Raw genomic sequence first — 15140 nt, 5'->3', positions numbered from 1 at the left:
CACGTTTTGCTGTGCGAGCACTGATAACTTTTGAAGCAACACCGTCCGAAGACAGTGGCGTCCGCTACCCAGCGCCCACACTTATCGGTTGTTTGGTTGTTAAAGAACTTCGCTCACCGGCTTTGCCGTTCAGCGCGCTGCGTTGTCTGCAGCAGAGAAACGAAATTATGCAGAGCTTTCTTCGTTTCGTCAACCGCTGCAGCAATCTTTTTTTGCTGCAGTCAGCGCCGCGAACCTCGCTGCGCCAACCTTCCGGTCGACCCCGCAACCCTTGCTGCGTCTGCCTTGCAGCGCCGCGTTGTGTTGCGAGGGGGCGAATATTAAGCCGCGCCAGTAGGGTTGGCAAGCACTTTTTCGGAAAACTTCGAAGCCGCCAAAAAGCGCCGCCGACACCGCTTTTAATCGCATGCCGCGCGCTGTATAGAATGGAATGCCTACTCCGGCCCGCCGGGCCGCCTTCTCTTATTAGACAGGGACGAATCGATGACGATCCAAGCGACCTGGCAGCCGAGCCAGGGCAACACCATTTGCCACCTGAGCAACGGCACCGCCAAATGGCAGGCCGACCTGGATGCCTCCGCGGGCGGCGATACTAGCTACCCCAGCCCTCACGACTTGCTCGACTCCGCGCTGGCCGCTTGTACGACCCTGACACTGCAGCTCTATGCCAAGCGCAAAGGCTACGCCATCGCCGGCATCGACGTGTCGGTCGGCCATGAAGAAGCCAACGGCAGCTATACGCTGAAACGTGAGGTCAAGGTCAGCGGCGAACTGACGCCCCAGATCCTGGACGACCTCCTGCGAGTCGCCAACCGTTGCCCGGTACACAAGACGCTATCCGGACAGATCGCTATCGAGACGTCGATCGGCTGAGAACCGGCGGATTCCTCTTGTCGCCGCAAATGATAATCGTTACCATTTACATCCTCGGGTTCTGACACGACCGGAGTCAGCAAATGGGTTACCGGACACGCTTCGTGTCCGGTTTTTTCTTCCCGCTCGCCCCTCAAGCCAGAGTCGCTGACGCACTCGCTACGCATCATGTCATCGTCCTGACGCCAGCCGCGGGCTACCGTGCGGCTAACGGCCGTTACGCGCCACCCGATCGGGGGATGGCGCCGCCCGTGTGTTGGCTGTCCAACGAAGGTTGCGTCGTATTCAGGCTAATCCGGCACCGCGCGCTTTGTCTGCAATGCAGCGCCGGCTTACCATGATCGGGAAGCAAAACAAGAAAAAACGCATCCAGAAGCGTCGCGAGCGGGGGGAGTCCTTGACCAATTTCATTGAAGCATATTGCTCTCAGGTACGGCTTGCGGGCGCCACCGGCGTCATTGCCAGGCCAATCCTGGTGACGCAAGACGGTACGTACGCCATGCACTACGTACCGTGCGAATACCTGAACACGCAGGCGCAACTGGTGCTCGTCAGCACCACCCCGGGCCATGCCCATGTGCGGCTGGCAGCGTCCGTGACCGAGGAGCTGATGCGCAGCCACGCGCCGGGCCGCGTGATCCAGCGCGAGAACAAGCGTCGGGTGGAACTGGGCGGCAAGCTGGTTCGCCCGAACCTGATCCGCATGCTCGATCACTTCCGCGTGCCCGAGCTGGTCGGCCTGCCACATGCCGCGGCGCTGTGGAACGAAGGCTTCGAGCGGCTACAGCCGCTGGCCTTGCTGCCGCATGCCACCACCCGGCGCGGGCTCGCCTTCGACGGCCCCTTCGAAGATTTGATGGCAGCGCCCATGCTTCGCGAAGTCTTCGAAAACCAGTTCCTCGACATCGTCCGGCAGATGCGCACCGACGCCCTCTATATCGCGCTGGGCCGCACCGCCTGGGCCGGGCTCCGGCATGCCGTCAGCCGGCGACTGATTGCGCGCCAACAGTTGCTGGGCATGATGCCGGTACCCGCACGAGCCGGCAGCATGGTGCGCTACTTCCTGCGCGAACTGTCCGTCAGCGACCTGTCGCCGAAGGATCCCGTGCGCCATCGCGTGGGATGGCTGGACGCCGCCCATGCCGAACTGGAAGCCAGCGTCCGCAAGATCAAGGCGGCGGCAGAACCGGATCCGCATGGCACCTATCTTATCGCGTGAGCGATTGCTCGCCCTTGCGGCCTGTGATGCATAGACCCCACCAAAGTAGGGTCTTGCGAGGCCATCTGGTGTCGATAACGTCTTCTGAGGAAACTGATCTCCTCGCATTCCCGATTGGCGGCCCCACGTGGGCCGCAATTTTTTTGCGCGGCCTGCGCGCGATGCGGCCCGCCGATGGGCACACAACCTTGCATCACGCGCCCCGTCAACTAGGCCGGCGGCGGCGTCTGCACGGCGCTCTGCCGCAGTACATCCCGCAGTACATCCGACACCTGCGCCATCAGTACCGCACCATCGGCTGCGGCATGCCCCTGCGCCCGCAGCGCCTCGCGCACGCTGACCACCTTGCCGGGATCATAACGGCGGCCGCTGTCGATCGCTGCCTCGAACGCATTGGCGCGTGCGTTGATCTGAACCGGATCGGCGCTGACCAGCAGCACCGCATGGGCGAGCACCAGATGCCGCTGGCCGTCGCCGGACTGCATTGCCGCAGGTGCCCGCCGCCAGTACTGCGCGGTGCCGGCGATCTTGCGCGCCGCCTCCGGCGGCCCCCATGCAAGGTTGAAGCGGCCGTCGCAGAACGAACCTTCCACCGCCCGCCAGTGCGTCGGCACACCGAGCGCCAACAGCCCCTTGCCGATGACCTCGCACAGATGCAGGTACACCGCATCGCTTAGCGCACCGGGCGGCTGGCTGACGGCATAGGCCAGGCTCAGGTTGAGGATGCCCGGCCCTTGCGGCACCAGTCCCCCTCCCGACATGCGCAAGAACACGGGGCAGCCTTGCCGCGCGAACTCGGCACGCGCGGCCTCGAAGCCGGCGTGCCGCTGGTAGGTACGCGGCACCACCAGTGACAGCGGCGCTTCCCACAATTGCACAACCTGCTGGCCTTGCGCGGCGAGTTCGAGCAGCGCCAGCTCGTCCTGCAGCGGATCCGCGTGCGGCTGTCCGGCAGGCGCGGGCTCGACGAACACAAAAGGCATGGCGCGGCAGCGGTCGGGGGGCCGGTCGGGTAGCGATAGGCCGAGTCTAGCAAGGCTAGCCGTTGAGCGCATCGAAATAGGCCAGCGCCTTCGAAGCGTACATCGCGCCCGGCCCGCCGCCCATCTCGATATTGAGGGCCAGCACTTCGGCCAGCTGCTCGCGCGTAGCGCCGTGGCGCAGCGCCTGCGCCGTGTGGAACAGCACGCAGTCGTCGCAACCTTTCTGCACGGCCAGCGCGACCGCGACCAGCTCCTTGACTGCGGCGGGCAGGCTGCCTTCCTGCGTGGCGGCCTTCATCAGGCCCTGGAATGCGCTCATGGCTGCGGGCTGGGCCTGGGCGAGCGAGGCGAATTGCTTGTTGATCTGGGCGAGGCGGGTCTTCAGTTCTGTGCTCATGGAAACTGCCGTAGGGATTCGGTGAAGGGGAGACACAAGCGGGCGGCAGCGCATGCCACCGCCCGCGCCTCGGCATCAGCCGCCGAGGTGCTGCCTGAGCAGCGCGTTGAAGTCGTTGGCCTTCTCCATCTGGCTCATATGGCCAGCGTCGGCAAAGACCTTGACGGTGGCATCGGGCGGCGCGGCCTCGGCATGCTCGGCCGGGATGATGCGGTCCTGTCCGCCCCACACCACCAGCACGCGCTTGCCGCTGTTGGCCAGCCGCTGGCCGGGCTGCTCCTTCTGCCTGCCTCCGGCGAACAGATCCTGGCCCAGCGAGGTCAGCGCTTCAGTCACGCCATCCAGCCGCTTGTAGCGCAGCAAGTCGTCGAGCATCTGCCGGCTGACCAGCCCGGCATCCGCGAACAGCAGTTCAATGACCGGCTTCAGCTCGCGCCGCGACTGCGCATTGACGAAACCCTCCGTATAGCCGCTGTTGACCGCTTCGCCGAAGCCCACCGGCGACACCAGCGCCACCGACAGCACCCGTTGCGGCGCGTCCACGGCGAGCTGCGCCGCCACGCCGCCGCCCATGGAATGGCCGACCAGGTGCGCCGCGTCGATATTGGTCTCGTCCATGAAGCGCGCGACAAAGCCGGCCATCTGCGCCAGCGTCGTACCCGCGAGCCGCGGCGACGACTGTCCATGGCCGGGCAGGTCCAGTGCCACGACCGTGTACGTGTCGGCAAGGGGATCGAGGTTGAACAGCCAGTTGTCCAGGTCACCGCCAAAGCCGTGGATGAAGAGCACGGTCTCGGCGCCGCTGCCCTTGCGGGCGTAGCGGACCCGGATGCCGTCCACGTCGGCGAACTGGTACGCGGCGGCGGCGTCTTCCTCGTCGCCGTCGTCCGCGGGCGCTTCATAAGCCGATACATACGCGTCGATATCCGCATCGCTCACCTCCGCCGGAGCCAGCACGCCAAGCAGCGCCTTGACCGGCAGCACGTCGCCGGCCTGCGCCACCTTGCGGCGCAGCCTGCCGGCGTCCGGCGCCTCCACTGCATTGGCAATCTTGTCGGTTTCCACATCGAGGATCGGCATGCCTACGGTAATCTCGGTGCCCTCGTCGACGAGCCAGGCATTGACCGTGCCTTCCTTCATTGACAGGCCCCATTTGGGCATCACGATCGGAGTAATGGTGGGAGATTGTGCCGTTGCCATCAGTGCTTGCCTCCCTTCACGGTCTTGCGCGCGGCGGCTGCTATCTGCGCGGCGCTTGGGATGTACAGGTCTTCCAGCGTGGGCGAGAACGGCACCGGCGTATGCGGGGGGCACACCATCTCGATTCCGGCCTTGAGCGCGCCGAACGCCTGCTGCGCGACCTGTGCGGAGATATCGGTGGCGATATTGCAGCGCGGGCTGGCTTCATCCACCACCACCAGGCGGCCGGTGTTCTCGACCGACTCCAGCACCGTGTCCATGTCCAGCGGCGACAGCGTGCGCAGGTCGATCACTTCCGCTTCGATGCCTTCCTTGGCGAGCGCGGCCGCCGCTTCCAGCGCGCGGTGGACCATCAGCCCGTAGGTGACGATCGACACGTCCTTGCCGTCGCGCACGACATTGGCCTCGCCGAACGGGATCGCGTACGCGCCCTCCGGTACCTCGCCTTCCAGCCCATACAGGTTCTTGTGCTCGCAGAAGATCACCGGATCGTTGTCGCGGATCGCCTGGATCAGCAGGCCCTTGGTGTCATATGGCGTCGATGGGCACACCACCTTGAGACCGGGGATATGCGTGAACAGCGGCGTCAGCATCTGGCTGTGCTGCGCAGCCGCGCGGAAGCCCGCGCCGACCATGGCGCGGATCACGACGGGGGTTTCGGCCTTGCCGCCGAACATGTAGCGGAACTTGGCCGCCTGGTTGTAGATCTGGTCGAAGCACACGCCCATGAAGTCGATGAACATCAGTTCGGCGATCGGTCGCATGCCGCACGCCGCGGCGCCGATGGCCGCGCCCACGTAGGCCGACTCTGACAACGGCGTATCGAGCAGCCGGTCGCCATGCTTGGCATACAGTCCCTTGGTCACGCCCAGCACGCCGCCCCAGGCATCCTTCTCGCCGTCCGCGCCGGCACCGCCGACGATGTCTTCGCCCAGCATGATGACGCTGGGGTCGCGGGTCATTTCCTGGTCGATCGCCTCGTTGATCGCCAGCTTGATGCTCAGTTTGCGAGCCATGTTTGTCTCCTGATAGTTCGTTTAGCCGTCTTGTTGGCGAGCGGCGGATCAATAGCTGACGTAGACGTCGGTGAGCAGGTCTTCCGGGCCGGGCAGCGGCGCGGCCTTGGCTTCCTGCACGGCGTGCTCGATCAGCGCGGCGATTTCGCGGTCAATGGTGTCGAGTTCCTCGCGCGCGATCACGCCGGCCTGGGTCACGGTGCGGGCGAACAGCTTCAGGCAGTCCTTGTTGGCGCGGATATCGTCGAGTTCGCCGGCGGCGCGATAGGTCTGCGCATCGCCCTCGAAATGGCCGTAGAAGCGAACCATCTTGCATTCGAGCAGCGATGGGCCGCCGCCTTCGCGCGCGCGGCGGATGACTTCGCCGGCGGCCTCGTGCACGGCGAAGAAATCGGTGCCGTCGACCGTCACGCCCGGGATGCCGAAGCCGGCGGCGCGGTCGACGTAGCTGTCCACTGCCGTGCCGTAGTCGCGCGAGGTCGACTCGGCATAGCCGTTGTTCTCGATCACGAAGATCACCGGCAGGTTCCACACCGCGGCCAGGTTCAGGCTTTCCAGGAAGGTGCCCTGGTTGGAAGCGCCGTCGCCGCAGAAGGTGATGCCGACCTCGCCCTTGCCGCGGAACTTGGCCGCCAGCGCGGCGCCGCAGATCAGCGGCGCGCCCGCGCCCAGGATGCCGTTGGCGCCCATCATGCCCTTGGACAGGTCGGCGATATGCATCGAGCCGCCCTTGCCGTTGCACGAGCCGCCCTTCTTGCCATAGATCTCCATCATCATCGCCACCGGATCCACACCCTTGGCAATGCAGTGGCCGTGGCCGCGGTGCGTGCTGGCGATGCGGTCGCCATCGTGCAGGTGGTGGAGGATGCCGACGCCCGCGGCTTCCTCACCTGCGTACAGGTGGACGAAGCCCGGGATGTCGCCACGCGCGAAGTCCACGTGCAGGCGCTCCTCGAAATCGCGGATGGTGCGCATCTTCCGGTACACCGTCAGCAGCGTTTCCTTGTCGAGCGGCAGCGCGGCGCGATGTTGCGCAGGATCTTGCGAAGCTCTGGCTGTCATGTCTGTCTCCTTCGTTCTATCAAGGGTTGCACTTCAGGAAAGGCAGGTAAGCAACGGGTTGGTGCTGCGCATCAGCCGATGCTGCGCGGCATAGCGCATGCAGCCCGCCACGTCGATGCTGCGAAAAGCGTGTTCATGCAGGGTCACGGTGACTTCGTCGTCAGGGCCGAAGGCCAGCTCGCGTTCACCGTCGAGCGCAACGATGCCGCTGCGCTGGCGCACGCGGTGCGGGCGGCCGTGTTCCAGCCGTTCCCAGCCGGCCACCGGCACCGTGCATAGCAGTCCCGGCGCAATCGGTGCGCGCAGGTCGAATTCGCCCTCGCCCGGCGCGGCGAGCTCGATCGCCAGGCCGCCAGGATCGCGCCGGCCCAGCGGTTCGAGCAGGCCTGCGATGGCGGACAGGCCGATGGCCTGCGGATCGGCAAACGACACATAGACTGCGGCAAGGGTGTCGGTCTTCCACAAGGCGCGCGCGCCGATGAAGTGTTCGTGCGAGATCACCGCATCCACCAGCGCGATGTCGCGGCGAAAGCCGCCGTCGCCGTCGCGGATGACGATGTCGAGCCGCTTGTTGGAGGCAAGGGCGTACTTGTCGGGAACGCGCCCGGTGGCGTAGAGCCCGGTGGCGAGGCCGGTGATGGTGGGCTCGCGCATCTCGGGGTAGGCGTTGTTGGTGCCGGTCGACAGGCCGGCGATGGGAACGCCGCCGCATTCGCGCACCACCGCGCGGTGGGTGCCGTCGCCGCCGAGCACGATGATGGCGGCCACGCCGGCATCGGCCATGCAGCGTGCGGCATGCAGCGTGTCGTCGACACGCGCGGTCACGGGCATGTCGAGGTATTCGACGGCGGGCAGGCCAGAGTCGGGGCCTTGCCGGCGCGCCAGGTGCCGCGACAGCATGACGCGCAGCCCTTCGCGGTCCGGCATCATCAGCACGCGGCCTACGCCGCACGCCGCCAGCGCGGACAGCAGGCGCAGCACGATATTCACGCGATCGGCCAGTTGCAGGCTGTTGGCGTTGGCAATCACGCGGCGGATATCGCGCGCGGAAATCGGGTTGGCGATGATGCCGACCAGTGGCGTGCCGGCGACGGCTGCGTGCCCCATTGCCTGTCTCCTGTTGTCGTTGTGGTGACAGGCAAATTGCAATGGCTGTGCCAGTGCGCGCAGGGCGAAAAATGCGAAAAAACCGAGGGATTACCCGCAGCGGATAGGCAAAGCGGAGCGCTGCGGTGTGACAGGTGTCACAGCACAGGTGTACAGCGGGTGGACAACCGTATCGCCAGCCCGATCAGTGGACGGGCTTGCCGCCTTCGTCGTCAGCCCCGTCGCGCCGGTTAGGCGACTGGATGCCATAACGTTCCATGCGCCGGTACAGCGTCATGCGGCTGATGCCGATCTGGCGCGCGACCGCGCTCAGGTTCCAGCCGGAAGCGCGCAGGTACTGCATCAGCAGCATGCCTTCGGGCGGCAGCTGGTGCGGGTCGAACGGCGCGGCGGCGCTGTCGCCGGCGATCTCCGCAGCTTGCGGCGGTGCCGCGGGGATGGCCGCGGTCCCGAGGCCGTCGGGCAGGTCGTGCTCATCGATATAGCCGCCGGTGCAGACGGCGCGCGCGTATTCCAGCACGTTGCGCAGCTCGCGCAGGTTGCCCGGCCAGCGATGGCGATGCAGCCGCTCGCGAGCCGCCGGCGCCAGCGTCACAGGTTCTCCAGTGCCCTCCTTCAGCAGCTTCGCCATCAGCCAGTCGAGGTCGTTGCGTGCGCGCAGCGGCGGCAGCTCGAAACGGGCGCCGTTCAGGCGGTAGAAGAGGTCTTCGCGGAAGCGTCCTTCGGCCACCAGTTGCTCCAGGCCGTGGTGCGTCGCGGAAATGACGCGCAGCCGCACCGGCACGGGCCGCGCGGCGCCGACCGGCAGCACCTCGCCCTCGGCCAGCACGCGCAGCAGCCGCGACTGCAGCTCGCGCGGCATGTCGCCGATCTCGTCCAGGAACAGCGTGCCGCCGTCGGCTTCCTGGATCAGCCCGCGCTTGCCGCGCGGGCCGGCGCCGGAGAAGCTGTTGGGCAGGTGGCCGAACAGTTCGCTCTCGATCAGCGTTTCCGGGATCGCCGCGCAGTTCACCGCGATGAACGGCCCGCCGCGGCGCGCGCTGGCCTGGTGCAGGGCCTTGGCGAAGAACTCCTTGCCGCTGCCGGTCTCGCCGTGGATCAGCAGGTTGATCGGCGAATCGACCAGCCGCGCGGCGCGCTGCAATTGCTGTTGCAGCGCTGCATCGCCGCCGGTCAGGGCGGCCAGCGCCTCGGGCATGGCCACCGGCGCTTCCTTCGCAGGTGCCTGCCAGCGCAGCGCGGGCGGCATCACGCTCAGGTACAGCAACCCGCCGCTGCGGTTCAGCGCGACCAGCCGCTGCTCGCTGGGCCGGGAGTAGACGTAGTTGCCCAGGTCCTCCAGGCGGGCGCCGAACAGCGCCTCGAACCGCTGGCCGAGCACGGTGGCGCCGGCCGCGCCGCCCAGCTCGCCCTCCAGCATCAGCCGGGCGCGGTGGTTGTGGCCAACGATGCGGCCGGCTTCGTCCAGCGCCAGCAGGTATTCGGGATTGACGTCGACGAACTCAGGCGCCACGTTCAGCTTCAGGATCCAGTCGCGCCGGTGCGCGCGCAGGAAGTTGGCGTTCTCGATATGGGCGGCATAGATGCGCACCAGTTGCAACGCCAGCCCCTGGCTGTCCTTGGCGTGCGGCGAGGTCAGCGCGGAGATGTCGAGGATGGCGTGCAGGTTGCCGTGCGTGTCGAACAGCGGCGCGGCGGTGCAGGTCAGCGGGATATGGGTCGCATCGAAATGGTCGGCCTGGTGCACCGTCAGTGCCTGGCCTGTGACCAGCGCCGTTCCCACCGCGCAGGTGCCGGCGCCGCTCTCGCTCCATTCCGCGCCGAGGTAGAGGCCCGCGTGCCGCAGTGCGGCATCGGTGCGCGCATCGCCGATATAGTCGACCGTCACGCCCTGCGCATCGGTCAGCAGCACCACGTACCCCAGCGCCGCCACCTGGCCGTAGAGGCTTTGCAGGCCATGGCGCGCGATGCGGGCGAAATCGTCGATGCGTTCCTGGTGTTCACGCAGCCGCGGCTGCGGCAGGATACGCGCTTCCTGCATGCGCGAGGGATCGAGCCCGTACTGGTGCACGCAGCGCCGCCATGAGTTCTGGATGATGGCGTCGTGCGCGATCCGGTCCGCCAGCACGGCGGGCGGGGCTAGGTATGTGGTGGCCTGGACCACCGTCTCGATGTGCTCGCGTTGCCGCAGGTCCATCGCTGTCTCCTGGTCGTCGCTGCCGTCGGCCCCCGGGCATATGCTGAAGGGGCGGTCAGATCGGGCGGACTGGGCGGGCGCGTGCCTGGGTGGCCACGCCTCTGTCTGGTGTCGGCCTTCTAATGTATCCGAGCGCGTCGGCGAGATGCAAACCGGAATGGCAGACAGGAATCACGAGACGGCGGCAAGTGCACGCCGCAAGTGCGGCGTGCGCCATACCAGATGGCTCAAAGTGCGGCGTTGGCCTTCAGGCTGCGCGCCGCGCCGGCGGCGATCTCGAAGGAGCGCAGCCGCGCCTGGTGGTCGTAGATCTGGCCGGTCAGCATCAGCTCGTCCGGCTGCAGGTCATCAACAAAGCGCTGCATGCCGGCGCGCACCGACTCCGGATCGCCCACCACCGAGCACGCCAGCGAGCGGCGGATATGGTCCGCCTCGCTCTCGGTCCACAGCGACTCGATGTCGTCCACCGGCGGGCGCAGCTGCCCCGGCGTGCCGCGCACCAGCGCCAGGAACTGCTGCTGCAGCGAGCTGAACAGGCGCCGCGCCTCGTCGGCGCTGTCTGCGGCAAAGACGTTGAAGCCGAGCATCACGTACGGGCGATCCAGCGCTTCCGAGGGGCGGAAGGTGCGGCGGTAAAGGTCGACCGCCTGGCGCATGAAGCCCGGCGCGAAGTGCGAGGCAAACGCGAACGGCAGGCCCATTGCCGCGGCCAGCTGCGCGCTGAACAGGCTTGAGCCCAGCAGCCAGATCGGCACCTTCAGGCCGGCACCGGGTACGGCGCGCAGACGCTGGCCGGGGCGCACGTCATCGAAGTACGCCTGCAGTTCTTCCACGTCCTGCGGAAAGGTATCGGCGCTGTCGCTGGTCAGATGGCGGCGCAACGCGCGCGCGGTGGCCTGGTCGGTGCCAGGCGCGCGGCCAAGGCCCAGGTCGATGCGGCCCGGGTACAGCGAGGCCAGTGTGCCGAACTGCTCGGCGATCACCAGCGGCGAATGGTTGGGCAGCATCACGCCGCCGGATCCCACGCGGATGGTCTGCGTGCCGTTGGCGACATAGCCGATCAGCACCGCGGTAGCGGCGCTGGCGATGCCGGGCATGTTGTGGTGCTCGGCAAGCCAGTAGCGGTGGTAGCCCAGTTGCTCGGCATGGCGCGCCAGGTCGAGCGAGTTGCGCATGGCCTGGCCGGCGTCGCTGCCCTGCGGGATGGGGGCCAGGTCGAGTACGGAATAAGCGATGCCGTTGCTGGTGGGGAGAGAGTCGCGATTCATGTTGTGGTCTGGCGGGCGGCGTACGCCACACGTGCGCAGTCCCGCGGCAGTGCGGATGGTTCGCTATGTTAGTGAGCCTGCGCGGATCGTGCTGGCGACGGATTTGCGGCCCTGCGCGCGGAGTGGGTATCTCCCGACGGCAAGGATTGAGCCGCGCGCCGCTTGCCCTTACCATTCAGCCCGATGCGAAGGAACGATCGATGACTCTCAAGACACTGGACGGCGCGCTGGCCCTGCTGACTCACTTCACCGTGCGCCAGCCCACCTGGGGCGTGCGCGAGCTGGCCAAGCACAGCGGCGTGCATTACGCCGTGGTGCACCGCGTGCTGGCGACCTTTGCCGCCAACGGCTTCCTGGTGCAGGACGCGGCGACCGGCAAGTATTCATTGGGGCTGCGGCTGTTCGAGCTGGGGCAGGTGGTGCGCAAGAGCTTCTCGCCGGACGAGATCGTGCGCCCGGTTTTGGAGAAGCTGGCCGCGCAAAGCGGCGAGACCGTGTTCCTGTCGTGGCTCGACGGCCATGAAGGCCTGTGCGTGGGGCTGGTGCAGAGCCAGCACCAGCTGCGTTTCTCGATCGAGCTGGGCGAGCGCTTTGCGCTGTACGCGGGGGCGCATGCCAAGGCGATGCTCGCCTTCCAGGACGATGCCTTCCGCGATGAAGTCTACCGCCAGGGCATGGCGCGCATGGGCCCGCACACCACGCTGGACCGCGAGCGCATCGAGCAGCAACTGGCCGAGGTGCGCGAACGCGGCTGGGCCCACACGCGCGAGGAAGCCGCGGCCAGCGTGGCCGGGCTGGCGCTGCCGCTGTGGTCGCGCGACCGCAGCGCGGTGGTGGGCTCGGTGGCCATTGCCGGGCCGCAGCAGCGCCTGGACGAGGCCGCCGTGCCGCGGCTGCTGGAGGCCTTGCGCGACGCCAGCGGCCGGTTGGAGGACGTGATCGGCTTCGTGCGTTAATGCCAACGTTAATGCCAACGCTAATGCCAACGCTAACGCTAACGCCGGCGTTCAGGGCACCCGATCACGCCAGCAGCGCCTGTCCCACGTCGCCGCCCAGCACGCGCTGGCCGATCGCATGGCCCAGCGCCCGATAGCTCTCCCATTGCGCTTCATCGAAGAACTGGTCGCTGGTGCCTTCCTGCGGGAAGGCGGGGTGCGTGGCGCCATAGTGCCGCACGTCGGCCGGCGCCCATGACACCAGCCGTGGCTTGAGCAGCACGATGCGGCAGACCCGCGCGCGCGGCGCCGCGCATGCCGGATCGGTGCGGTACACGTTGAGCAGCACCGCGCATTTGTCGGCGGCAGGGCCGCTGGCCGCCAAACCCGGCAGGAAATCATCCGGCACGCCGAAGACGCGGCTCAGCACGGGGTGCGTGGTAGCGGCCTCGGTATCGACCACGATCTCCAGGCCATGGTCGATGCGCGCGAGGCGGATCAGGTTGGCGAGGTCGCCAAAGCGATAGTCCGGGTCGCCGCCACAGTCGCACAGCACGATCAGCGCGACGTCCCGGCCCGGACGCAGCAGCTCGTAGACACCGGTATTGTCGAAATGCCCGCCGTCCGACAGGTATTGCCAGCCGCGCCGCGTGCCATGGAAGCGGGCGCTCAGCTCGCACCCCAGGTAGTACTGCGTCCGGAACATGCCGGCGGCCAGCCATGGATGCGTGGCGCGTTCGGGATGGCGCCAGCGCGCGCCCTCGCGCCCGCCCTGGCGCGCGTGGCTGGCCGGATAGGACGGCCACCACGTGCCCAGCCGCAGGTTGGCCAGGCCCAGCAGCAGGGATGTGCCGAGCGTGGTGGCACGGCCCAGCCCCGTTGACACCGCCGCGCCCGAGATGGCGATCCAGTCCCCCACCGTGAGCGATTGCGCCAGCTTGCCCGATGAAGGCCACGACGCGTCCGGGCAGCACTGCCAGCCGTCGATGGTGAAGCGCGCATAGGCATCCGGCGCGAGGGTGGTCGCGGCGCCCGGCTGGGCTACGCTGGCGCCGGGTGCCAGGCACAGCGGCTTGCCTTTGCGGTCGCGCTGTACCAGTTGCTCGGCCGGATCGACGGTCAGGTTCAGCGTCACGTTGATCAGGTGCAGCGGCGCCAGCACGCGCGGATCGTAGTAGGCGTTGAGGCTGAGCTGGTCACCGGGCACGGGCTCCGCCACGCTGAAGCGCGCGCGCCGGCGGCGGTCCGCGACCGGATCGGGATCGGGCGCGGCAAAGCGCTCGCCGTTGGACGCCCCCAGGTAAGCACGCGTGAGGCGCGCCGCGTAGAACGGCTGCAGCGTGGAAAGGTTCAGGAACCCGGTAAAGCGGCCAGCGACCAGCGCCAGCACCAGCGCCACGACCGTCAGCGTGGCCAGCGCCGGCCCGGTGTAGGCCGTGCCGTACACCAGCCAGTCGACCGGCTCGCGGCCATCCCAGCGCACCCACAGCACCAGCCACGACCACAACACGAACAGCAGCAGCGCTACCACCGCCGCTGCCGCGCCGGCCAGCAGCGAGACCGGCAAGCGTGCCCACAGTGCGCGCCAGGCGGTGTCGGCGCTACCCTTGCGGCCTTCGTCGAGCCAGCGCGCGCCATAGCGCACCAGCCAGACCAGCACGCCCAGCACGCTCGCGGGCAGCGCCGCGCCCCACGGATGGTCGGCGGCATGCGCATACAGGTAGGCGGTTCGTGCTGCGGTATCGGCCACGCCCAATGCCGCCAGCCACAGTGTCAGCGTGACCGCCGTGCGCAGCGCGCGCGTGGCGCGCACGCGGTAGCCTGACACGGTGCGCGGCTCGCCCTGCAGCATCACCAGGCAACTCAGCACGCCCAGCCACGTCAGCACGCCCAGCGCGGCAAACAACTGCGCCGAGACCAGATCCGCACCTAGCCATTCCGACCAGCTCGCCGCGGCCAGCAACAGCAGCCCCAGGAGCGTCGCCACCATCGGCGCGGGGCTGAAAAAGCGCCCCGGCGCCTGCGGGTCGCTGGCCCGCGGGTAGACCAGCCAGTACGCCAGGCCAGGCGGCACAGCGCCGATCACTGCGGTGGCCAGCGGCAGCCACAGCCAGGGGCTCCACCAGATCGCGCACTCGCCCTGGTTCAAGGCCTGCCGCGCATCGTGCAGCAAATCCATCTCATAGCGTCCGAACCCGTACCACGCTCCCGCGGCGCCATGCAGCAGCAACGCGAGCATGGCCAGCAACACCAGCAGCGCGCTGCCGATCACGTAGTGCATGGCCAGCCAGTTGCGCACCACCAGCGCGGCGGCATAGAGGTTGTCTCCGGCGCCGGTAGGCGACAGGTAGCGGCCGTTCTCGCGCAGCCACGCGACCGCGCCGCGGCCGGGATCGGCGGCATAGGAGACCGAAGTGTGGATGCGCCCCGGCGGCTCGCATTGCAGCGTGTGGTAGGCGTCGGCCGCGGCCTGGACCGGGCCGGTGCCGCGGCGCAGGCGCCCCGGCACGAACAGACTGACGAAGAAGGCCCCAAGGTAGCCGCCGCCGCTGACAGTGGACAGGTAGTCGAACTGGGCCAGTAGCGAGGCCAGCCCAGGCACGGTCTGCGCAGCGGCGGCGGTGCTCGCTGCTGGAGTTTGAGGAGCCTCGGTGTCCGCGGTGATGGCTAAGTGGTTGGCCGGCATGTCGGTGCCCGCCATCGCCTGCGTTACGCCAAGGCAGAACGTGGCGCTGCGGATGCCGCCGCCGGACAGCGCCAGCGCCCAGTTGCGCTGGCCCTCATGCGTGCGCGGCGCGATGCCGAGCTGGCGGCGGCGATGCGCAATGCGGGCCGCTTCGTCGCCGAAAGCGTGGTCTTTCGCGTGGTCTTCCGCAGCCATGG

The 15140-nt window shown here is 67.8% G+C and carries 12 protein-coding genes; 3 read left to right on the top strand and 9 right to left on the bottom strand.

The features are described from left to right. Nucleotides 1-483 precede the first annotated feature (483 nt). Nucleotides 484-873, top strand: coding sequence for an OsmC family protein (locus ACIP1U_RS18485; protein ID WP_400317529.1), 390 nt, complete (start codon nucleotides 484-486; stop codon nucleotides 871-873). 397 nt (nucleotides 874-1270) lie between these two features. Then, complete coding sequence (locus ACIP1U_RS18480; RefSeq protein WP_400317527.1) at nucleotides 1271-2092, top strand: hypothetical protein; 822 nt, start codon at nucleotides 1271-1273, stop codon at nucleotides 2090-2092. Nucleotides 2093-2301: 209 nt separating this feature from the next. On the opposite strand, the gene ACIP1U_RS18475 is transcribed toward ACIP1U_RS18480, so the two are convergent. From ACIP1U_RS18475 to ACIP1U_RS18440, 8 genes are all read right to left on the bottom strand, one after another. Further along, entirely contained in the window at nucleotides 2302-3075 is a 774-nt protein-coding gene (locus ACIP1U_RS18475) for a lipoate--protein ligase family protein (RefSeq protein WP_400317526.1), read from the bottom strand. A gap of 55 nt (nucleotides 3076-3130) precedes the next feature. Next, nucleotides 3131-3472 (bottom strand): carboxymuconolactone decarboxylase family protein, encoded by a 342-nt coding sequence (locus ACIP1U_RS18470; protein WP_400317523.1) that lies wholly within the window; start codon nucleotides 3470-3472, stop codon nucleotides 3131-3133. A 75-nt stretch (nucleotides 3473-3547) separates the two neighbouring features. After that, a complete protein-coding gene (locus ACIP1U_RS18465) occupies nucleotides 3548-4672 on the bottom strand; it encodes an acetoin dehydrogenase dihydrolipoyllysine-residue acetyltransferase subunit (RefSeq protein ID WP_400317521.1) in 1125 nt (374 codons plus the stop codon). Beyond that, the gene (locus tag ACIP1U_RS18460; protein ID WP_400317519.1) at nucleotides 4672-5688 is read right to left on the bottom strand and encodes an alpha-ketoacid dehydrogenase subunit beta; all 1017 of its coding nucleotides are present in this window, start codon (nucleotides 5686-5688) and stop codon (nucleotides 4672-4674) included. The genes ACIP1U_RS18465 and ACIP1U_RS18460 overlap by 1 nt, the downstream gene beginning before the upstream one ends. A 48-nt stretch (nucleotides 5689-5736) precedes the next feature. Continuing rightward, nucleotides 5737-6750, bottom strand: coding sequence for a thiamine pyrophosphate-dependent dehydrogenase E1 component subunit alpha (locus ACIP1U_RS18455; protein ID WP_400317516.1), 1014 nt, complete (start codon nucleotides 6748-6750; stop codon nucleotides 5737-5739). A gap of 33 nt (nucleotides 6751-6783) precedes the next feature. Further along, the gene (locus ACIP1U_RS18450) at nucleotides 6784-7857 is read right to left on the bottom strand and encodes an ATP-NAD kinase family protein (protein WP_400317514.1); all 1074 of its coding nucleotides are present in this window, start codon (nucleotides 7855-7857) and stop codon (nucleotides 6784-6786) included. 184 nt (nucleotides 7858-8041) lie between these two features. After that, nucleotides 8042-10054, bottom strand: coding sequence for a sigma-54-dependent Fis family transcriptional regulator (locus ACIP1U_RS18445; protein ID WP_400317511.1), 2013 nt, complete (start codon nucleotides 10052-10054; stop codon nucleotides 8042-8044). Nucleotides 10055-10281: 227 nt separating this feature from the next. Further along, nucleotides 10282-11322: an LLM class flavin-dependent oxidoreductase gene (locus ACIP1U_RS18440; RefSeq protein ID WP_400317508.1), complete on the bottom strand. Its 1041-nt coding sequence runs from the start codon at nucleotides 11320-11322 to the stop codon at nucleotides 10282-10284. A 200-nt stretch (nucleotides 11323-11522) separates the two neighbouring features. Between ACIP1U_RS18440 and ACIP1U_RS18435 the strand changes: the two genes are divergently transcribed. Then, nucleotides 11523-12278, top strand: a complete 756-nt coding sequence (locus tag ACIP1U_RS18435) for an IclR family transcriptional regulator (protein ID WP_400317506.1) — start codon at nucleotides 11523-11525, stop codon at nucleotides 12276-12278. Between the two features lie 64 nt (nucleotides 12279-12342). Here ACIP1U_RS18435 and ACIP1U_RS18430 read toward each other — a convergent pair whose 3' ends face one another. Continuing rightward, the gene (locus ACIP1U_RS18430; protein ID WP_400317503.1) at nucleotides 12343-15138 is read right to left on the bottom strand and encodes a hypothetical protein; all 2796 of its coding nucleotides are present in this window, start codon (nucleotides 15136-15138) and stop codon (nucleotides 12343-12345) included. Between the last annotated feature and the right edge of the window lie 2 nt (nucleotides 15139-15140).

The organism is Cupriavidus sp. NPDC089707 (assembly GCF_044748965.1).
In the GTDB taxonomy this organism is placed as follows: domain Bacteria; phylum Pseudomonadota; class Gammaproteobacteria; order Burkholderiales; family Burkholderiaceae; genus Cupriavidus.
This window is presented reverse-complemented; position numbering and strand designations above follow the sequence as displayed.